We start from the raw sequence: 21,107 nt of genomic DNA, 5'->3' as shown, positions 1-21,107 counted from the left end.
AAAAGGGGCATGACTTTTTAGGTTAAAAAGGAGGTGATAAGATCCAAGGTTTCTTTGGGCTTGTCTTCAAACAGATAATGGCCGGCATCTTGAAACACATGGCCGTCTGCCTTTGGAAACCGTTGTCTGAATTCATTTAAAAATGTCAGATCAAAGACAAAATCCTTTGCCCCCCAGAGGAAGAGAAGTTTTTCTTCATTCAATTTTGTCAGGTGTCTGTCCACATGGTCTACAAGGGAAAAGCTTTTGTCATTTTTATCTATCGGTATGTCCTGGACAAATTTTAGGGTGGCAATACGATTTTTCCATGAATTATAGGGGGCAATCAGCCCTCGTTTAACGGCGGGTGAAAGTTTTGTTTCCGATCCCATATAAAGGGCGCATCTTGCAAAGGCATTCAACCCCAGTACCGCCGGCACCCCGAACCAGCCAAAATATTTGATCAGCCACAACCGAAAAGGAAAGGATTTGTCCTTGGGAAGAAGAAACCCTGCGGTATTGGTGATAACAATTTTGTCAATTCTATCCAAATGATCCAGGGCCCAGGCAAGCCCGATCATGCCGCCCCAGTCATGGACGATGAGGGATATCTTTTCATTGGGGGCAAGGTGCTCAATTAGAATATCCAGATCCTTAATTCTTGAGGCCAGGGTATAGTCATAATTTTTCGGGGTTGGTTTGTCGGAAAATCCGCAGCCGATATGGTCCGGGGCAATGGTGCGGAACCGCTTGGATAAATGGGTGATCAGGTTCCGGTAATAAAAGGACCAGGTGGGGTTGCCGTGGACCATGACAACGAGAGGACCCTCTCCCTGGTCCACATAGTGAAGATCATGACCCCGTATGTTTAAAAAATGGGATTCAAAGGGGTAGAGATCTTGAAACCCTCGTGTCGAAATTTGTTTGTTGTTGAACTTTTTTTTTACCATTCCACACCCAGCATATAACAGTTTAGTCCCGAGCCGATCCCCATCAGGGCAACAAAATCACCGGGCAAAAGAAATCCTCTTTCATCGGCAATGGCTGCGGTAATGGGCAGGGAGACCGAGCCTACGTTGCCCAGAAACGGGAAGGTGACAAAGTCTTTTTTCCGGTCTATGTTTAACGCATTGTAAAGCAATTGATGGTGGCCTTCTCCCACCTGGTGACCGATGAATTTGTCGGGTTTGTCATCTGGGAGATTTAATTCGTGTTTAAAGCGTTTATAGGTTTTTATTCCCAGGGCTATTCCGTTCTCCAGAACTTCCTGGGCTTTTGTCCGCATGATGACCCGGGAAGAGGTGGGCATTCCCTTTTCTTCAAAGCCCCAATAACAAAGCTTGTGGTGCTGGATGGCATTCTGGACCACTCCGCCTTTGAGGGCATGGCGTTGGGTGGCAGGATTACCAAGGGTTCCATCGGTGAGGAGGATGGCAGCAGCGCCGGATCCGCCGGTCATGGTGGCAATGGTGTCTCGATAAAAATTAATATCCTTTCGAATATTGATTTCGTCTATGGTACTCTCCACAATCTGTCTGGCGGTTTCACAGGAAACCACAAGGCCTGCTCGTATATTGCCAAGTTCTATCTCATTGGCCACATGGACCATGCCGGTGACCATGCCCAGGCAGGCGGACTTTAGATCATACACATGGGCATCGGGCCCCAGGTTCAGTTTGTCGGCAATGGCACAGGAGGTGGCCGGCTCGAATCCGTCCTGGCCCACCCCGCAAAAGGTCAGGGCGCCGATTTCTTTGGGGTCGATCCCGGCTTCATCAATGGCCTTTTGTCCGGCTGTGGCGGCATGCTCTGCCAGGGTATGGTCCACGTCCCAAAACCTGCGTTCTTTGATACCGGTCAATGCTTCAAGCTGGCCCGGTCCAAAACCGGCTGAATCAAAAAAGGGTTTGAGCTGTTCTTCTATCTCCCTTGATGTGACAATGTGGGGTGCCAGCTCATATCCAAAGGATTCAATATATACATTTGCGTACTTCATCTGTTTCTCCAAAAAGTCTTAAGATCGTCCTGGGTAATGTTGCAAAGCTTCATTCCCATGTCCTTGTATAGCACAATTTGTAAATCATCGGAAAACATATGTGCATCGGCGATCACATAGGGCTCGGGAGAATATCCCATCTCCTTGATTTCTATCGTATACCTTACGGTCCTGGTTTCCCGGGTGACAGGTCCCCGGCATTTTAAATCACTTTCATTCGAAGGGATCACATCATAGTGGACAGCTATATTCTCGCTGACCCAGCCCATTCTCTGGACAAACACCCTCAGGGTATGGGCACAGCATTCATACATAAGGGTGCCGGGCATGACCATGTCATCAATGAAATGACAGGTTAAAAACCAGTCATCGGGATGGATGTCGGCCTCGGCACTGATGGTGCCCATCCCGAATCGGCCTCCCTGGGGGTCCAGTTCAATCACCCGGTCGATGAGGGACATTTTTCCCCGGGGAAGCCATTGGTTTTTCCCCAGCCGGATTCCCTTAAACAGACTGCCAAAGGCGGTTTCAAGATCCCCTTGTCCCAGGGCCTGTATTTTGGCTGCCGGAAAAGCGGTCTTGTCCATGGCCACAAGGGGGGGCAGGGTCCTCTTGGGAGGGATCTCTTTGAGATCTTCTTGTTTAAGAATAATGCCTCCGGAATTTTTGACTTCTTCTTGGGTGAAAAAACCGGCACACCCGTCCCGCATGGAAATAAACAATTGGTTGTTAATATATCCCTTGTAGTGGAAAAAGAAGAGATAGACATCCCCCTGTTTTAAAAACCGATCAATTTCAATGTGGTATTCAATGGTTTCATTGGGGACGGGCAGGGGTCTGTGAAAGGTCACTTTTGCATCCAGAAGCCTGTACCTGCGTTTCCCTTTAACCGCATGGTCAATGCCCAGATAGGCGCATAAAAAAAGGTCTGCCTGGCCCGCTTCAATGGAAATGGAAACCGGTGCGCGGCCCCCGTCAAGATACCAGGCGTTTTCTCGTACATCATGCTGGGTGATGATTTTTCCCCGTTTGAGGGAGAGCATCTCTCCTTGAATATCCATGATCCGGTCCACCAGCATCAGGGGCTCTGCCGGCAATCTCACCCGGACAGGATAGGTGTCAATAATGTCAAAGGCGGGACCCAAAACATTTCCTGCCTTTCCAATGGCATATTCCAGGCATTTGTCCCGGTCCAGAAATACAGGGGCTTTCCCGGGGGATTCCGTGGGGGATTGCCTGGGGGCGGCCGGGGAAATGGGAGGGGCAATAGTGGGCTGCCCAAGAGTTGCTTTAATAAAGTCCCCCCCAGCACCAGCCGGTATGTCACCGCTTACCCCAGCGGCCGCCTGGACCAGGGCTTTAAATTGGTGTTCCATTTGCGCCATATTTCGGCTTGAAAATTCAAGGAAGCGTTCATGGGTCCTGGCGGTGGTTCGGACTGCATCCACAAAAAGGTCTGGGCCTGTCAGGGATAGGGTCGGCGCTGTTTGACCTGCTTTCCCCTGTTGATCTGGAGGGATGGCGCTGGTCTTATCCATTGCGGTTTTTATATCCATCTCCATTGCTATGGGGGGCCGGGATGTTTTAATCTGAAAAGAAAGATGCTTTTGGACTTTTTTTGCTCTGGGGGCAGGGGGGGCATTCAGGTCAAAAAAGGAAAAGGATTGATCCCTTGTGTGATATTCTTCAACAACCGCATGGGCACAGGCCCCGTCCAGGGTTATGGACCCCACAACAGCCATTTTTGTTTTTTTCTGTGTCTGCCAGGCTTGGCTGGATTCAGGCCGGGTAAATCCATGAAGTGTGTTAAATTTTGATTCTGGGGGCAAGGCAGATCCGGGTAAAATTTTGTGGTAGAGGGAAAGGGATGCTTTTATGATGGAAAAGAGGCTGGCAACCCCGCTGGTGTCGCCAATGGTTGAAGCGGCACAAGAAAGGGGTATCGGGGGTTGTGATTTGGTCTGTGATGAGGCCATTTGATGGAGGGCTTGGGCCTCTGCTGTTCCTATATTCCCCATTCCCGTGGAGTGGGTGTCTATCAAAGACAGGTCCGAAAATTTTATGCCGGCTTCTTTTAGTGCCCGGTCGAGGGAATTAGTATATTGATGGGCCAGGGCGTTGTCAGGCGGCTGGAGTTCTCCGGGCAGGGTTGCACCGCCGGATCCTCCGATCCCTTTGATGATACCATAGATCCTGTCTTTGTCCCGGATGGCAGTGTCCAGTCGTTTTAGGACCAGGGCACAGGCGCCTTCCGACGGGAAAGTGCCTGTGGGGTTTGCCGCTCGGTTCAGGGTAAATTCACGAATATCACCTGCCAGGTCCACACATCCGCATAGAAAGGTGTCAGTTTCATGGGTACAAAGGGAATGGACAGCGGTCTCAAGGGTTTTTATGCCCGAAGCCGCGCCTGCGGAAAGGGTGAAGCAGGGACCGCCCAGTTTGAATTCCCTGGCAATTCTGGATGCTACAATTCCGCCAAGGGCTCCCAATGTTCTGTTAAAGTCGAGTTCCGGACCGATTTGGTCTAAACGTTTTTTGTTTAACAGGTCCTTGCTTAATCGATTTTTGTCTTGGGTCTGAAGTTTCCAGCGCAGGAAAAAATCCGTGGCCCCAAAATCAAACTCAATGCCAATGGCACACCCTGTTTTTATGCGGTCGGGCTCGGTTTTAAGGGGCCTGGGGCTTATGCCGGCGTCTGTAAGGGCTCCCTTTGCCGCCTTGAGCATGACCAGGTGCTGGGGCAAAATATCTTCGAGCTGGTTGGGGGGGATATGGAACTCACCAAGTTCTATACAGATTTTGTCCATGAAGGCGGTTTGGGTTTTAGCAAGCTCTGGTGCCAGGTGGCGGGTATGCCGCCATCGGGACCCGGGACTCCCGGTTTCGGGGTTGGTTTTTCCAAAGATCAAATCTTTAAATGATTCCAGATTTTCAGCGTTTTTGGAAAGGGTTTCCATTCCCACAATGGCACAGGGAACCGTTTTAAAGGTGGTTGGTTCCAGCTCAGTTGGTTCCAACTTAGTTGGTTCCATGGCGTTGGGTACAAAATGCAGGTTGGATTTTTTTAAAAATTCTTCCACCAGAATATGGGCGTTGATACCGCCGAATCCAAAGGCAGAAATACCCGCCTTTCGGGGGATTCCAGATCGTTCTGGTTCCCAGGCTTCCACGTCGGTCTGGACCTTTATACGGCTTTGGTTCAAGGGGCTGTTATCCGGGAGGGCCGTGAAATTTAAGGAGGGGGGAAGGCACCCTTTTCCCATGGCCAATACGGTTTTAATGAAGCCGGCAGCCCCGGCGGCTGTTAACAAATGGCCAATCATGGATTTGATGGACCCGATGGACAACAGTTTATCCGGACAGTCATAAAGATCCAGCAGGTGTTTTATACTGGTGGCTTCCACCTGGTCCCCCACAGGGGTACCCGAACCGTGGCATTCCATGTACTGGATATCTGCCGGGGTGATGCCTGCCTGGTTATAGGCCGCTTGCATGGCCCGAATTTGTCCTTCTGATGCAGGTCCCACCAGGTTGCCTTCAAGGTCATTGGATGCGCCTGTTCCTGTGATAACGGCATGGATGGTGTCCTGACAGGCAATGGCATCCTCCAGTCGTTTTAACACCAGGATCCCTGCGCCTTCCCCCACCACAAGTCCGTTTGCATTTTTATCAAAGGGGGCACAGCAGCCGGAAGGGGACAATGCCCGAAGTTGGGTAAAACCCACCTGGGTGTACAATGGGTCCGGTCTTGAAACCCCGCCGGCCACCATGATGTCTGCTTTTTTAAGGCTCAGGTGTTCGCAGGCAAGTTTTATGGCATATAAAGAAGAGGCACAGGCAGCATCCAGGGTAAAACTGCCGCCGTGAAATCCCATGGCCCTGGCCAGAATTGCTGCCGGCGCTGACACTGCAGCAGCCCTTGCTGCATCGGCAGGAGAAAAGGTGATGGGAGAGGTTGCACACATGATTTCCCAGGAAACCATGGAGGCTGTGTCCGTGGGCAGGGCAATGGCGGCCAGGATGACGCCGGTTCGTTTTTTTAAATTCTCTGTGATATGACAGGATTCAAAAGCATTTCGGCCTGCTGCGAGTGCAAAGTGGTGAACCGGGTCCAGGTTTGCCAGAAGATTTTTATCCACCAGGAATCCAGCAGGGTCAAACTTAAAGTGTGTGATCAGTCCGGCTTTGTCTGAAATGGCCCGGTCCGGTGTGTGAGTAGGACAGACCATTGTGCTTGCCGGGGCGACCCATCTTGCCGGCGGTACGGTTATGACAGACTCGCGTTTATCCAGAATATTTTTTATAAATTGGGTTGTGTTCTCGGCCCCGGGAAAGACACCTGCCATGGAGACAACTGCAATTTTGCTCATCTTAAATTTCATAGGAGGTCATATAGTGTAGAACCGGTTCAAATTCAAGGGAGCAATGTAAAAATTGTGTAAAATTATCTATCCGGTCTCAGGGTCTATCCGGTAAAGATTAGAAAAAATCCCTGGACAATGGAGCGCACCAGAAGCAGGGCAGTGAGAAGCATCAGGAGAAGGCCCAGCACGCTGTCTGATTTGCCTTCCTTTCTTCTGTCATTGTATCCCAGAATCCAGCCAAGAAAAATCCCGCCTAATAGCCCACCGCCATGGCCCCAATTATTGATATTGGGGATAAGAAAACCGAAGATTAAAAGGCTGATAATCCATCCCGAGGTTTGCTTATAAACCCGTTGTCCCCATTCCCCTCCCCTGGATTTCCCAAAATAGAGCAGAGCCCCAATAAGGCCGCACAGTCCGGAAGAAGCACCAATGGTCAGGGGAACATTGCCCAGATAGGAGAGATAAAAGCCTGCTGCCCCGCTGATGGTGTATATGGAAAACATCCGGTAAAGGCCGAATTCATGGATGACAAGAGGTGCGACGGTTCTAAGGGCCAGCATATTAAAAATAATATGGAGGAGGCTGCCGTGGAGCCAGTTGGCTGTAATCAGGGACCACCATGCATGAAAATGGTCAATGGGAATTGTGCCCGAAGCTCCGAGGAAATTGAGCACATCTATGGACGGGGTCAGTGCAAAAAAGGGGTTGATGCTCATGCCCATATCCCTGCCGCTGTAGATCAGGCTGATAATGAACAAGAAAATATTGGTGTAAAGGATGCCTTTTAAGAGCAGGGCCGGGGTAAGGAGGTTTTTTTTGGGGGGGAGCATTATATCCACACTTTTTTTTATTTTTTTTATTGGGATGGTAATATGGGTCAATTGAGCCGGATATCATCAATGAGGACGGTATTGAGATATTCTTTGACGGCTCCCAGGGTCAGGGTGAACATTTTGGTGCCGGTAAGAATGGCAATGGCATTGTCCGGGCTGCCGCAAACACCGGCAAAGACAGGTCCCATAATTAATGCGGGATTGGTTGCCTTGGGGTTTTCCTGCATTCCTTTTACATAGACGGCCAGGCGTTCCTTTAAAATATTGAAATAGTCCACCTGGGTACCGGTGGTGGTGTGGGTCAAATCAGAGATGCTCTGGGATATCTCCTGGATCGTTTCCCAGAAATATTGTGTCACAGGTCCTTTGTTCCTATCGGTGATAGCCATGAAAAAAGAAATACCCCAGCCCACACTGAGTATTTTTAAAATTCCCAATTCATATTCAACCGCAGTGATATTCAGGTCATTCCCCGGGGGAAGGGCTGCCATCAGTTCTTTTAAATCTGTCCTGTCTATGGCAAAATTGGCAAGGTTTTGGGCCAGTTTTTCAACCGTAAGGGTGTCTTTATTTTGGGCTTCCATAAGCAATCATTTTCTGTTAAATCTAGTGTTAACTATTATAGGGATCCGTCAATATATGTCTTTTTAATAACAGCCGGAATGGAAAGTGTAAACACAAATGATTCAAATAGACTTAAAGCTGTTTGTCACCCTTGCTAAATATTTCCCCTTGGACTGGGCCCATGAAATCAAAGAGGGGACCACTGTAAAGGAACTTATCCGAGATCTTGGCATTCCCCCTGATATGGTTAAATTGATCTTTATCAATGGTAAAAAACAAGATGGCAATTACCGCATCCAGCACAAGGATCGGGTGGGGATGTTCCCGCCCGTTGGTGGTGGATAGGGCGTCAATACCTGGGAATGGAGAGATTTGCGTCTGGGAAGGCCGGTAATCAAGGGGAAAATATGGTGAATCAAGGGCGGTATGATCGCAATTTTAATACCATAAGCCATGAAGAACAGGCGCTGTTGGCCCGTTCCCATGTGGCTGTAATCGGGCTGGGAGGGCTGGGGGGTGGGGTGTGTGAAATGCTTGCCAGAACCGGTGTGGGGACCCTGACATTGGTGGACGGAGATGTCTTTGATACCACCAACCTGAATCGTCAGCTTTTGAGCCGGGAAGAAAATATTGATACGCCAAAGGCCAGGGCAGCCAAAGAGAGGGTCTTTGCGGTTAATTCAACCCTACAGGTAAATGCTTTCCAGGCCTATGCCGATGAAACAAATCTTGATGGCATGATACAAGGGGCTGATTTGGTGGTGGACTGCCTTGATACCATTGATACCCGGTTTCTTCTCCAGAAAATTGTTCAAAAGGCGGGTCTCCCTCTTGTATCCGGTGCCATTGCCGGTGTTTGCGGACAGGTGACGGTTATCTTTCCCCAGGATTTAGGATATGAGTTGATTTATGGTAAACGAAGGGATGCCCAATCCTCAGGAGTTGAAACCTTGACCGGGAATGTTTCCTATTGCGCCCTTTTTATCGCCTCACTACAGGCATCTGAATGCATAAAGGTGCTGCTCAAGCGGGGAGATATTTTAAGGAATAAATTGTTGATTGCCGATTTATGGAGCAATTCCTTTGACGTCATGGAACTGATCTGACCAAGGTATTATATGCCAATGTATGCCAAAGCTGCCAAAATTATAAAATCAGCACAAAGATGTGTGGCCTTCACCGGTGCCGGGATCTCAGTTGAAAGCGGTATTCCTCCCTTCCGAGGGGAAAATGGTCTGTGGAATAAATATGATCCTGCGATTTTTGATATCCAATACTTTCACCGGAATACCCGGCAGTCCTGGGAGGTGATCCGGGAAATTTTTTATGATCTTTTTGGCCGTGTTCAGCCAAATATTGCCCATTATACCTTGGCTCAAATGGAGGCCAAGGGCCTTGTTTTAGCAGTGATTACCCAAAATGTGGATAATCTCCATGCCGAGGCCGGGAGCAGGAGGATCCATGAGTTCCATGGGTCCTTGAAAAAACTGGTCTGCCTTGAGTGCAAAACTTGTTACAGTGTTTCACAAATTGATCTGAGTACCTTGCCCCCTGTTTGTTTACAATGTGGCGGAATACTGAAGCCGGATGTGATTTTCTTTGGTGAAGCGATTCCAGAACCAGCCAGGACCCATTCCTTTGATGAAACAAGTCGTGCAGATTGTTTTATTCTCATCGGCACTACAGGGACCGTTGCCCCGGCCAACATGATTCCCTGGGAAGCAAAATCAAATGGAGCCCGTATTATAGAAATAAATCCAAGTCCATCGGAATATACCCAATCGGTAACCGATATTTTCCTCCAGGATAAGGCTTCTGTGGCCATGAAAAAATTAATGAAAGAAATAGAACGCTAAATGTAAAGGAGAATTTAATGTCACATGATTGTTTATTCTGCAAAATTGTAAACCGAGAAATCCCCAGTGAGTTTTTATATGAAGACGATACCTATGTGGTGTTTAAAGATATTAATCCTGCCGCCCCGGTGCACCTGCTGCTGGTCCCTAAAAAGCATATCCGCAGTATCAATGACCTGAGCCCGGAAGAGGGGGATATCATTTCCGGGCTGTTCATGGTTGCCAAAGAAATGGCCAGGGAACAAGGCGTTAACGAATCCGGCTATAAACTGCTGTTTAATGTTGAAAAGGGGGGCGGCCAGGAAATTTTCCATCTCCATTTACATTTGATCGGTGGCTGGCAAAAAAAATAAACGGGAGCTAACTTTCCTTGGAGGCAATATGTTTAAAAGTTTTAGTCTTGCTAAAAAAATAACCGGTGGGTTTGTCATTGTTCTTGTTTTACTGATTGTGCTCGCATTTGTGGGTCGCGTAGGACTGACACGTGTGGTGGAAAAAGTCGATTCAGCCAATCAATTTCAGCTTCTGGTGGATCATATTCTGGATGCCCGACAAAATGAAAAACAATTTATCCTGACCAGTGATGCGGCATCCGTTGATATCGTAATGCGAGACATAAAACTTTTGAAAACAGAAGCCAAAAATATTGTCGATACCACAGGGGAGGAGGGGATTAAAAAACAGGCAGAACAGATCCTGAAAACCTCGGATACCTATTCCAAAGCCTTTGACGATTACGTGAACCTAGCCGGGCAGAAGGACACCCTGATGGGGGAGATGAATCAAAAGGCCAATGCAGCTTTGGCCATTACCTCAAGGATACGGGATGAACAAAAGGCGAGCTATGATTCCCTGATGGCCAAGAGTGAGAAGAAAAAGTTCCAGATGCGCCAGCGGGTGATTGTTGCGGAAAGGATAAAGGAAAATTTTCTTCAGGCAAAGGGGTATCGAATGGTGATATCTGATGCTTCGGAAAATAAGCTCTCCACGCTGACCCCGTGGAGGGGATATCACAAGAATATTGAAAGGGACCTTAAGGAAGTAGAACCCTTGATGTTTGAGCCCATTGCCAAGGAGCGACATGAAAAAATCGTTAATGTCCATAAAACCCTCGTTGAAAAGGCAGAGCTTTTTTTTAATGATAAAAGTCAGAAAAATAATCAGGCCCTTATTGATGCCGTCAATGCCATGCATTTGGCCACTACTATCTTTCAGCAGGAGCTGCAGGAATTGCTGGATTTTTACAGTGAGGATGTCCAGATTTTTTCCGGCCAGATGATGGAATTGTCTGCCGGTGCAGATCAGGTGGCCAATATCCTTTTAAAAACCCGGATTCTGGAAAAAGAGTTTATGCGCACCGAGGATGAATCCATCTACCAGGAGATTATTGAAAATATCAGTTCTATTGAAAATGCCATTTCCTATATTAGGGAAACCATTGATGATGCCGATAAAACCAAGCCTCTGGAGGGCATCCAGGAAGCGGTGACTGTTTATATCAGGTCTTTTAAAAGCCATACCGAGCTGATGAAACGCCAGCAGATCGCCAAGGATCAAATGGAATCTACTGCCGCTGGGATTGAGGCCATCTGCCTCAAATCAAAGGCGTTTATGCACACCCAGATGCAGGTCCAGATTGTCAGTTCCACAAGGATTATTACCATTGTCAGCATTTTTGCCCTGGTATTTGGTATTTTAATCGCTTTTGTCCTGACTCGGATCATCATTAAGCCCATAAAAAGAGTGGTGGCAGCCCTGAGGAACATATCCCAGGGGGACGGAGATCTTACCCAGCGTATTAATATTGACACCAAGGACGAAATCGGGGAGCTTGCCCGCTGGTTTAATGCCTTTATTTCCCGGCTCAACAATATCATTGTGGATATCGGAGCCAACTCGGAAACCGTGACCGCTTCTTCCGGGGAGTTGTTATCCATATCTGAACAGATGTCCGAAGATTCCGAAGACCTGGCATCCAGGTCCAATGCTGTGGCAGCCGCGGCCGAAGAGATGAGTTCGAGCATGAATTCTGTTGCTGCTGCCAGTGAAGAGGCATCCACCAACCTTGGAACGGTTGCCGATGCAGCAGGGCAGATGAAGCAGACCCTTAGCGAAGTGGCAATAAATTGTGAAAAGGCAAGAACGGTTTCAGACAATGCCGGTATAAAAGTAAAGAGTGCATCCGAGCGGGTTGAACGCTTGGGAACCTCTGCCAAGGATATCAGTCAGGTCACAGAGGTGATAACCGATATTGCCGAGCAGACAAACCTTTTGGCGCTGAATGCCACCATTGAAGCGGCCCGGGCCGGGGAGGCCGGTAAGGGCTTTGCCGTGGTGGCCAGTGAAATAAAAGGGCTTGCCGCCCAGACCGCCGGTGCGACCTTGGATATCAAGGAAAAAATCCAGGATATCCAGGCGTCCACAGATGATACGGTAAAGGATGTAAATCAGATTACCCAGGTTATCGCTGAAGTCACGGACATTGTGTCGGCCATTGCCGCGGCCATTGAGGAACAATCTGTGTCAGCCACTCAGGTGGCTGAAAATATTGACCAGGCATCCGCCGGGATCGTTGAGGTCAATGAAAATGTGGCCCAGAGCTCCGAGGTTTCCACCGAAATTGCACAGGATATTTCCAAGGTTCATGGTGTATCCCAGGAAATGACCAGTAGAAGTAACCAGATGAAGCAAAGTGCTCAGGACCTGTCAGAATTGTCAGGCAAGCTTCGGAATATGATTGGGGTTTTTAAGGTGTCTGTGGATGAGGCTGACCTGGATACGTCAGTTGGTATATCAGCGGGTACATCAGGTGATCTCAATACCAAAAATATTCCCGATCTGATGCCCTGGGGGGAGAAATTAAAGATTGGTATCAACCAGATTGACGAACAACATCAGGAATTGGTGAAAATGGTCAATGAGCTGCACCGGGCCATGAAAATGAAAATGGGGGCAAAAGAAGCCGGGCAGATCCTGACACGGTTGGCAGACTATACGGTATATCATTTTGCAAATGAGGAAAATCTGTTTGAAACGTATCAATATTCGGATCGGGTTGCCCACAAAGACTATCATGATCGACTGGTGGCACAGGTCCTGGAATTTAAACGAGAATTTGAGGAGGGCAGGGCCGCCCTTTCCATGGACCTGATGCAGTTTTTAACCGACTGGCTGCGGGATCATATTATGAAAACTGATAAGGCCTATGCACCTTTTTTTGAAGAAAAGGGGATAAAATAGAGGAAAATAGTTGACAAGGAGGGGAATGCCTTCTATTTTGACGGACACAAATTTAAAAGTTTATTAAAGTTAAAAAGAGATACACCATGAAAACTGAAACAAAAACAGCACAGTTTATATTTATTTTTGGACGCTTCTTCTTTTTTAGGAGCGTTCATCCGGTGTAGCGCTTTATAACTTTAACGTTTATAAAAGGCCCCGGGTGGACATGCCACCCGGGGCCTTTTTCTGTTTTCAGGCCCTGGGGAAAATCCTTGGGGCCTTTTTTTGTTTTTAGAAGGTATGAATTTTATCGACAAATTAATGTAAGGAGAATGACAATGTTACTTGTTTTAGACGACAAGATTACACGAGACCAGAAAGCCAAGATTACCTCCCTGTTGTCCGAAGACGGGTGTATTACCCGGGAAATCACAGATGCCGGACAACATATTATCGGCATTATCGCAAAAAACAAACGAAGGGAAGAAGATTACAAAGGGCTGGAAGGGGTGGCGGATGTTCGAACTATTAAAACCTCCCATAAGCTTGTCAGCCGGGATTTTCAGTCCGAAGACACCCTGGTCAAAATCGGCAATGTTGTGGTCGGTGGGGACAGGATTGTGGTGGTTGCAGGGCCCTGTGCTGTGGAAAGCCATACCCAGGCCATGACCATTGCAAAGGAAGTTAAACGCTACGGCGCGGTTTTGTTCCGGGGTGGGGCCTATAAACCCAGGTCATCCCCCTATTCTTTCCAGGGGATGGAAGAAGAAGGGCTTAAAATTTTGGCCGATGTCCGGGAAAAAACAGGGCTTGGGGTGGTCACCGAGATGACCTCTCCTGCACAGGCAGACCTCATGGAAAAGTATGTGGATGTGGTCCAGATCGGTGCCAGGAATATGCAAAATTTTGAACTGCTCAAGTGTGTGGGGAAAATGAGCAAACCCGTTGTTTTGAAAAGGGGCCTTGCTTCCACCATCCAGGAATGGCTCATGTCGGCAGAATATATTGTGGCCGGGGGAAACAAGAATGTAATTTTGTGCGAACGGGGGATCCGTACCTTTGAGCCCTATACCCGGAATACTCTGGACCTTTCCGCCATTCCCGTATTGAAACAACTGACCCATCTTCCCATTATGATTGATCCCAGTCATGCCACGGGTATCCGGGAAAAGGTCAGCCCCATGGCAAGGGCTGCCATTGCCGCCGGGGCTGATGCCCTGATGATCGAGGTTCACAATGATCCGGACAATGCCTTGTCAGATGGTCCCCAAAGCCTGTATCCCGAGCAGTTCGGTGAATTGACCCGGGATCTTTATGTAATCGCTCCTGTGGTGGGTAAACAGCTTGATTTTGACTATTTAAAGAGATCCGAAGTGATCCGGCAGATGAACGGCGGGGGAACAACTACGGCCGCATTTATCGGTGAAAATGGGGATTACAGCCACAAGGCCAGCCTGTCTTATTTTGGTGATGAGGTGACCTGCCTTCCCATGAAATCCTATCGGGATATTTTCAATGCCTGTGCCAGCGGTAATGTTGAATTTGGGGTGATTCCCGTTGAGAACTCCCTGTCCGGGTCCATCCATGAAAATTTTGACCTGCTCCAGGAGTATGATTTAAAGATAATCGGCGAAGTCACCCTTCGTATCAAACATGCCCTTATTGCCCATGGGGACGCCCAAAAAAATGGGATACGAACAATATTGGCATCTCCCCCGGCCTTTTCCCAATGTAAAAATTTTATGGATCAGTCCCCCGGAATGGATCCCCAGCCTGTCAAGGCCAACACCAGTGCGGTTCGACAGCTTAAGGACTGTGATGATGCCACCGTTGCTGCCATTGGATCTGCCATGGCAGCTGATCTCTTTAATCTTAAGGTGATCGAAGATTCCATTGAAGACAACCCGAGAAATTTTACCCGGTTTGCCATCATTTCCAAAGAATCCAAGGGCGCTAAAAAGGTGAGCAAAACCTCGATTATTTTTTCTACGGGCAACAAACCCGGCGCTCTGTTTGAAGTGATGAAGGTATTTTCAACCTACGAGATCAATCTGGTCAAACTCGAATCCAGACCTATATTGGGAAAACCCTGGGAATATATGTTCTATGCAGATCTTGAGGCGGATATCCTCAGTGATGCCCTCGCACCCATGATGGCAGCCCTAAGGGAAAAATCGGAAGTTTTGAGAATTCTGGGCCGGTATTAATGTCACCCCTTCCTGGTCAGGCAAAATAGGTCAGGTCCCGGGTCGCCAGGTCAACAGGTTTGATAGGTATCTTGGGTAACGTGGGAGACCCGTCCCGAATGTGGGATAGCGACTTCTTTAAAAAGCCCTGATCGTTTGTATAAACGGTCAGGGCTTTTTGTATTTTCTCCCTGAATTTATGGAATATTGTGAAACCCAGTCGATTTTAAATTTATGCAACCCAGCATGCAAGTAACCGTTTTTATGGGAAAATCAAACCTTATTTGACTGGTGTTTCGCTAAAAATATGAAGGTCCCGTTGCGGGAATGGTATAACCACATTATGTTCCCTGAAAAGTCGGTCAATCTCAAATCTCAGGTTGCTTTCCGTCTCAACAAATTCATCAATGGTTGACCAGAATCTCAATCTGAAATCAAGGGAACTGTCTCCGAAATTGAGAAATTGCACCACCGGTTTTTTTAGGTACAAATCGACCCCCGGCACAAGGTTTGCCGCCTGGATCAATAGTTTTCTTACCAATTGGGTATCTGACCCGTATGCCACACCGATCATCAAATCCCTTCTGATATTGGGATCCTGGTGACTCCAATTGGTAACCGTGGCACTGATGAATTCTGAATTGGGTATAATCAGCGATGAGTTCGTATAGGTCTGCACCAGGGTCGATCGGACATTGATCTTTTTTACCTCCCCCCATATGCCCCCCACTTCGACGACATCCCCCACTTGTATGGGGCGCTCAAACAATAAGATCAAGCCGCTCACAAAATTGTTTGCAATATTCTGTAACCCAAATCCAAGCCCGATACTCAGCGCACCAAAGGCAACGGCTATGGATGTCGTGTTCAGGCCAAAAACGCTTAGGCTGACGAGAATACCAGCCGACCAGATAAGATATACAGATATGGTAATGATCGTTTCCTTTGCGCCGGTGGACAGCCCGCTCTCTTTTAACCCATGATTGGCAAGCAATCGTCTCCATATCTTGGTAAACTGATGGGTAAAAAGGAGAACCAGTATCGAATAGGCCAATCCTGCCATGCTTAATTCAATTTTACCCAGAGTGTATTTTTTGTTAAACATTTCCACAAACCAGCTAAAAGCCGCATCATGGATACCCCATGAAAATGCAATGCCGGTAATCCCAAATAAAATGATGAAAAAATAAACTCCGTTGGACAAAAGCCAATAGAATGGATTGAACAGGCCGGATGAGATCGTGGATTTCGGTGTTATTTTTTCCTTGAGTTTCCGGTCAAGATCCTTGATTGAATAAATCAGCATGATACAGACACAGGCGACCACAATGGATATTCCCCAGGAAACATACCAAAAGGAAGCAAATGATCCGTATCCGGCAATATCAGCAAAAAGGCCTAAAATTACGATTGTTTTTGTCCAGATGCTCAACAGTTTTGTTCCCATCCCCCTGGATGTCGCCTCAATCTTTTCATAGGCTTTCCAGAATAGCATGACACCCCCTAGCAGCAGGGCTTTTGATAAAATTTGAACCGACACCAGGAACAGGGTATCCATAGAGAGGAACCGGTAGATGAATAGATAAACAAATGCATAGAGGCGAATTCCATATACAAAGGCATTCCTCCATCGAAACAGGGCATCAAAGAATAGAGGGCCTTTTTCCCTGGCAATCAGGCGGATGGAATCGGATGAAATCCGGGTCATCAGAATAATCGTTAAAAGGCTTATGAGAAATTTAAACCCATCAGGGGAGACCAAATAGATCTGGGTTTTTGAGATTGCCATGGCCAGCAGGATAGAAAAAATAAGCAGAGAAGACCTTTCAAGGACAATCAGGGGATATCCTGCCCGCTTGCTGATAACATCCCTGTAGAACTCTTTTCTTCTGAGAAAAGAGATCCCTTTGAAGATAGAGATTCCAATTATGAAAAACCCTGCAATGATCATGGCGATTTTGAGATTCATATTCTCTTTGAAAAGTGACCATTTCAAGGAGAGTTGTTTGGGGCTGAACAATTGCCTGGCATCCATGAATGAAAGAGAAATCTCTTTTGTAAGGGTTTGGGAAAAAAAGGTCTTCAGTTCAAATTCATTCCGTTGGAACAACCCCGTCCCTTTTTTATCCTTTATTTCCGTTCTCAACGTCACCTTAATATCCCGAAACGCAGTTAACAGGTCATTGTTGATGTTTATCTCTGATGACAGCAGTTCCGTGATGTTTAGCAGGATTTTTTGCTGTTTTCCCTTGACCTCCCGGTAGGCCTTGAGCGCTTTGAGAACAGGCTCCCTGGAAATTGTCTTTTCTTTGGAAGGGGTCAGTTCTCTGATTCTTTGATCAATTAATAATATTTTTTCCTTTATCGAGGAAAAATGTTGACCGGCTTTATTCTCTCTTTCTTTGATTTTTTGAATCCGTGACTGGATCAAAGATAGAGAGATGTCAACTTCATCAATCCCTTTTTCAAGCACAGAGATCCTTATTTCGGGAACGATTAGAAAATTTCTAAGGGAATTGATCTGGGTTTTGTAAATTTTTTGCTGTTGGAGTTCCTCTTCGTGAAAGTTTTTTTCGGCATCCCGATCCTTGTCCAAAAGATCCAGATCTTTTTTAGCAGATTCAATGGCCTGTTCAAGCTGAACCAGAGAATCTTCATCTCCAGCAGAAGGTTGTTGCTCTGATTGGCTCCACGCTGTTGATGCCAGGCACACCAATAGTATTATTACCAGGATATGATTTGTACTTTTGAGTTTCACAGATTATTCCTTTCCCCATGGGATGGCATCATGGATTGCATCAGCATTTTTTCGTTTTCAAACGGGTATTGTAATTGAAAAAGAAAAAAGAAGAAACCCTATCCAAAAAAAACGATTGTTTCAGTTTTTTTCTTGACAATTTTTGGGAACTGGTTGAATCTATTTGGGTTGTTTTTTAGACAAAGTACAACAGGTGCAAAAACCATCATCCCCCTCCATCAAGGAGTAGCATGCTCAAGGACATTAAGAAAATCATCCAACAGATGGATGTAAAAAAGGACCGGGAAGCCGCACATGAAACAGCCCGGAAGATATATAATCTGGGACCCGAAGCCCTAAATGCACTTGTCGAAATCGGCAGGACGGTAAATGTTCATGAAGCGGAGGTCGCCGTCAGGACCCGATTGATCCGCAGCATTATTTTTTCTTTGGCCTTGTTCGCAAAAAAAAAGTTGTTTTTTAAGCCCCTGCTGTTTAAAAACCCCGGAGCTGTTGAACTGCTGTGCGAATTTTCTGAGCAGAGTTTTAATTCTGCCCGGAATGTCCTTTACCAAATCGGGTTTTCAGACACAGATATTATGAAAAGGGTCTTGATGTCGCTTCCTGTTGTTGATCACAGAGAAAATGATCGTGACATAAGCTTGAGCGAAGCAATTTTGAAAATAAATCACGTTGAACTGGCATCCCCTGTTAAAAAGATAAAAAATAAGGGATATATCCTTGGAAACCAGGACAAGCATGCCCATGGAATTTTCAGAACCGGGAAGAACAAATTTGCCTACAGAATCCGCAGGATATGAGATCCATAGCATCAGCAGACTTCCTTGATTTTATTCGATTGAACTACAAAACCAAGGTTTTCTGATTTATTTAAAAACGATTGGTTATCCAACTTCAAGAGATTTTTTTTCAAGCATAATTTTTAATGGGCTGTTCATATCCAGATGAACATCCCGCTGGGGGAAGGCGATCGTAATGCCTTCTTGTGCAAACAGGTCATCTATCTCAAACCGCACATCACTTTCAATTTGCCGCCGTTCAATCACGCGATTTATATTAACCCAGAAATAAACGTGAAAAATGAGCGCATTGTCACCAAAGTCATTAAAAAGGACAAAGGGTTCTGGGGAGGCCAGCACGCGGTGTACCTGTTTTGCGGCTAGAAGCAATTTTTCCCGAACCTTTTTAACCGGTGAACCATATGAAACGCCCACCACGATATTGGTTCGTATTTTTTTGTCGGAAAGGGTCCAGTTGACGATGTTCTTTTCAAGGAAGGCACTGTTGGGTACCAAAATGTGGATATTTTCGCCGGTACGGACACGTGTGCACCTTGCCCCGATTTCTTCGACCATGCCGAGAATACTTTCGACCTCTATCAGGTCACCGATATTGATCGGACGTTCTCCCAAGATCATAAATCCGGAAATAAAATTATTGATCAGATTCTGGGCGCCGAATCCAATCCCGATGGCCACGGCACCGCCCAGAAATGCAAAAGCTGTCAAAGGAATATTGACCATTCGCAGGGCGAACAGACAAATTAAAAGATAGGTGGTGTAGGACAATAATTTATGAACAGCCGCCGCCGTGGTTTCTTTGAATTGGGACTTGAGAAGGAAACGCGTATGAAACATGGCGAGCATAAATTTGGCAGCAATTATGCCGATTAAGAGAATGATAAGGGCTATCGCCACTTTTCGGAGGGTTACCGGTTGGTTGTCCACGGTCCAGATTTCAATGTTCCAAAAGTCAAGCAAATCCTTTTTGATATCGGTTATATGGTCTTTTAAGGTCAATTTGTCCATATGGCCTTCAATCTCACTGGAAAGGCGTTTTTCAATCTGGTCAGTGGCAAGTATAACCGATTGATACGCCAATCTACGCTCCAACTGTTTGCTCAGGGCATCCAAATGGACAGAAAGGTGCTGCTGGACAGGTTTGGAGATTCCTTCTTCCCCAAGTCTATTTTCTATCGAACTCATCTGCTTTTGCAGGTTAACCAGATAATCCTGCTGTATTTGCAAGGTCTGTCCCAGGTTTTCTATAGTTTTTTCAACGTCCTCTTTAATTTCTTCCAGCTTGTCAAGATCGATAGAGGTATTCCCCTTAATCAGCGTGTATCGTTTTGTCCAGGCGAGGGCCTGGCGGTCCATCAGTAACATTGTTTTTTGATTGAGTTCCAGTGCAAGCTGATAGGTTTTTCGCCATTCATTCCTGGATTTCAAATAAACTTCGGCAATGGTTCTTTGGTTCTCCGTCTGTCCATTCTCAAAATCCTGCTGAGCGCTCAACCATTTTTTCTCTATAATTTTTTGTTCATTGTTCAAGCGCTGGTCTTCTTTTTGAAGCGTGTCCTTTTTTTGCTGGATTGCCGCCAGTTGATGTTTCAAGTCTTCATTATCATAGGCAACATTGGACTTAATATAGGTGGTTTGCTCCTTTAGCAGTGCAATTTGAAGGGCTGTCAGATCATTCTCCAGTTTATATCTTAAGATCTCATTTTCCTGGGCCTGTACAATTGTCTGAAGATACCTTAATTGGATCCTGTCCGTGTCAGCCTGCCATATCAGGTCCTTTTTTCCCGCCTCCCTGGCGGTTGCCAGTTTTTCTTCCTTTTGTCTCAGATTTTTTTTTACGGTTTTAAACCGCTCATTGTGCGCCATGACTTCCTGTCGAAGCAATTCCATGGAGAGGACCATGTTTTTTTGGTTCCTCTGGACCGATGCGAGCTCTCCATGGGCGGAATCGAGAAGGGTCAAGGTGTAAGGCGGTTTTACCGCCATGCCTTTGGCGCGGTAGTCTTCATATCTATCCTTGATGGAAAGTTTGTTTTTTTCAAGTTTATCCAGAGCCGTCAACGAGGTGAGTAAGCGTTCATAGGATGATTTGAGCAACCCCAGATCCAGCAGCCTTTTTTCAACGTCTTCGGCTCTGACGCCGAATTCTTCGTAAACCTGATCCGATAATACTGCTCTGATGACCCCAAGCGTTCCATTGATCCGAGATATTTCCTGGGCTATTTCATCAATTTGCAGCGATTGCGTTGTGTTGTCCCCATTGGCATTGCTTTCTTTTGCAACACTTTCACCGGCCAGAAACAGGGCGTGAATTAAAATACATAAAACAATCAAACAAGCAATCCGCGCAAATTTACATAAAAACATAACCGTTTCCTCGTTTATAGCGGTATCCCGGGCCGGGAAATGCAATTGAAATGAAAAATGTATCCACTCTTTTATATATCAGATAGAGATGGCCCTGTAAAAAAATATGATCAAATCGCATAATAACGATTTCTTCTGATTACGCAATAAATGTTTTTGGTAATTTTTTAAAAGCCGGA

Annotated in this window: 14 protein-coding genes; 7 read left to right on the top strand and 7 right to left on the bottom strand. The window is 46.6% G+C overall.

Annotated features, from left to right (window positions below):
* Positions 1-17: 17 nt before the first annotated feature.
* The 5 genes from ACZ45G_RS18560 to ACZ45G_RS18540 form a co-directional block, all read right to left on the bottom strand.
* A complete protein-coding gene (locus ACZ45G_RS18560) occupies positions 18-929 on the bottom strand; it encodes an alpha/beta fold hydrolase (RefSeq protein ID WP_464171983.1) in 912 nt (303 codons plus the stop codon).
* Entirely contained in the window at positions 923-1,975 is a 1,053-nt protein-coding gene (locus ACZ45G_RS18555; protein ID WP_464171982.1) for a 3-oxoacyl-ACP synthase III, read from the bottom strand. The genes ACZ45G_RS18560 and ACZ45G_RS18555 overlap by 7 nt, the downstream gene beginning before the upstream one ends.
* Complete coding sequence (locus ACZ45G_RS18550) at positions 1,972-6,345, bottom strand: beta-ketoacyl synthase N-terminal-like domain-containing protein (protein WP_464171981.1); 4,374 nt, start codon at positions 6,343-6,345, stop codon at positions 1,972-1,974. Before ACZ45G_RS18550 ends, ACZ45G_RS18555 begins: the two co-directional genes overlap by 4 nt.
* A 95-nt stretch (positions 6,346-6,440) precedes the next feature.
* Entirely contained in the window at positions 6,441-7,172 is a 732-nt protein-coding gene (locus tag ACZ45G_RS18545; protein ID WP_464171980.1) for a rhomboid family intramembrane serine protease, read from the bottom strand.
* A 47-nt stretch (positions 7,173-7,219) separates the two neighbouring features.
* Complete coding sequence (locus ACZ45G_RS18540) at positions 7,220-7,759, bottom strand: hypothetical protein (RefSeq protein ID WP_464171979.1); 540 nt, start codon at positions 7,757-7,759, stop codon at positions 7,220-7,222.
* Between the two features lie 97 nt (positions 7,760-7,856).
* Between ACZ45G_RS18540 and ACZ45G_RS18535 the strand changes: the two genes are divergently transcribed.
* The 6 genes from ACZ45G_RS18535 to aroF all read left to right on the top strand — a co-directional run bounded on the left by ACZ45G_RS18535 (position 7,857) and on the right by aroF (position 15,024).
* Positions 7,857-8,084 carry a MoaD/ThiS family protein gene (locus ACZ45G_RS18535; protein ID WP_464171978.1) on the top strand — a complete coding sequence of 76 codons (228 nt, stop codon included), beginning with the start codon at positions 7,857-7,859 and terminating at the stop codon, positions 8,082-8,084.
* Between the two features lie 62 nt (positions 8,085-8,146).
* A complete protein-coding gene (locus ACZ45G_RS18530) occupies positions 8,147-8,845 on the top strand; it encodes a HesA/MoeB/ThiF family protein (protein ID WP_464171977.1) in 699 nt (232 codons plus the stop codon).
* Between the two features lie 18 nt (positions 8,846-8,863).
* Positions 8,864-9,595: an SIR2 family NAD-dependent protein deacylase gene (locus ACZ45G_RS18525; protein WP_464171976.1), complete on the top strand. Its 732-nt coding sequence runs from the start codon at positions 8,864-8,866 to the stop codon at positions 9,593-9,595.
* Positions 9,596-9,612: 17 nt separating this feature from the next.
* Positions 9,613-9,948: a histidine triad nucleotide-binding protein gene (locus ACZ45G_RS18520; protein WP_464171975.1), complete on the top strand. Its 336-nt coding sequence runs from the start codon at positions 9,613-9,615 to the stop codon at positions 9,946-9,948.
* 28 nt (positions 9,949-9,976) lie between these two features.
* Positions 9,977-12,835, top strand: a complete 2,859-nt coding sequence (locus ACZ45G_RS18515) for a bacteriohemerythrin (RefSeq protein ID WP_464171974.1) — start codon at positions 9,977-9,979, stop codon at positions 12,833-12,835.
* Positions 12,836-13,155: 320 nt separating this feature from the next.
* Complete coding sequence (gene aroF, locus ACZ45G_RS18510; protein ID WP_464171973.1) at positions 13,156-15,024, top strand: 3-deoxy-7-phosphoheptulonate synthase; 1,869 nt, start codon at positions 13,156-13,158, stop codon at positions 15,022-15,024.
* A 259-nt stretch (positions 15,025-15,283) separates the two neighbouring features.
* Here aroF and ACZ45G_RS18505 read toward each other — a convergent pair whose 3' ends face one another.
* On the bottom strand, positions 15,284-17,761 hold the full coding sequence (locus ACZ45G_RS18505) for a mechanosensitive ion channel family protein (RefSeq protein ID WP_464171972.1): 2,478 nt from the start codon (positions 17,759-17,761) through the stop codon (positions 15,284-15,286).
* 230 nt (positions 17,762-17,991) lie between these two features.
* On the opposite strand from ACZ45G_RS18505, the gene ACZ45G_RS18500 reads away from it, so the two are divergent.
* Entirely contained in the window at positions 17,992-18,561 is a 570-nt protein-coding gene (locus tag ACZ45G_RS18500; protein WP_464171971.1) for a hypothetical protein, read from the top strand.
* 84 nt (positions 18,562-18,645) lie between these two features.
* On the opposite strand, the gene ACZ45G_RS18495 is transcribed toward ACZ45G_RS18500, so the two are convergent.
* Entirely contained in the window at positions 18,646-20,928 is a 2,283-nt protein-coding gene (locus ACZ45G_RS18495) for a mechanosensitive ion channel family protein (RefSeq protein WP_464171970.1), read from the bottom strand.
* Positions 20,929-21,107 lie beyond the last annotated feature (179 nt).

The organism is Desulfoconvexum algidum (genome assembly GCF_055382125.1).
Note: the sequence above shows the minus strand (reverse complement) of the source record. Positions and strands in the feature narration are given on the sequence as shown.

Coding starts and splice junctions, on each gene's coding strand:
- ACZ45G_RS18520 (WP_464171975.1), top strand. CDS start 9,613: ATGTCACATGATTGTTTATTCTGCAAAATTGTAAACCGAGAAATCCCC.
- ACZ45G_RS18495 (WP_464171970.1), bottom strand. CDS start 20,928: ATGTTTTTATGTAAATTTGCGCGGATTGCTTGTTTGATTGTTTTATGT.
- aroF (WP_464171973.1), top strand. CDS start 13,156: ATGTTACTTGTTTTAGACGACAAGATTACACGAGACCAGAAAGCCAAG.
- ACZ45G_RS18500 (WP_464171971.1), top strand. CDS start 17,992: ATGCTCAAGGACATTAAGAAAATCATCCAACAGATGGATGTAAAAAAG.
- ACZ45G_RS18525 (WP_464171976.1), top strand. CDS start 8,864: ATGTATGCCAAAGCTGCCAAAATTATAAAATCAGCACAAAGATGTGTG.
- ACZ45G_RS18555 (WP_464171982.1), bottom strand. CDS start 1,975: ATGAAGTACGCAAATGTATATATTGAATCCTTTGGATATGAGCTGGCA.
- ACZ45G_RS18550 (WP_464171981.1), bottom strand. CDS start 6,345: ATGAGCAAAATTGCAGTTGTCTCCATGGCAGGTGTCTTTCCCGGGGCC.
- ACZ45G_RS18560 (WP_464171983.1), bottom strand. CDS start 929: ATGGTAAAAAAAAAGTTCAACAACAAACAAATTTCGACACGAGGGTTT.
- ACZ45G_RS18515 (WP_464171974.1), top strand. CDS start 9,977: ATGTTTAAAAGTTTTAGTCTTGCTAAAAAAATAACCGGTGGGTTTGTC.
- ACZ45G_RS18545 (WP_464171980.1), bottom strand. CDS start 7,172: ATGCTCCCCCCCAAAAAAAACCTCCTTACCCCGGCCCTGCTCTTAAAA.
- ACZ45G_RS18535 (WP_464171978.1), top strand. CDS start 7,857: ATGATTCAAATAGACTTAAAGCTGTTTGTCACCCTTGCTAAATATTTC.
- ACZ45G_RS18530 (WP_464171977.1), top strand. CDS start 8,147: ATGGTGAATCAAGGGCGGTATGATCGCAATTTTAATACCATAAGCCAT.
- ACZ45G_RS18540 (WP_464171979.1), bottom strand. CDS start 7,759: ATGGAAGCCCAAAATAAAGACACCCTTACGGTTGAAAAACTGGCCCAA.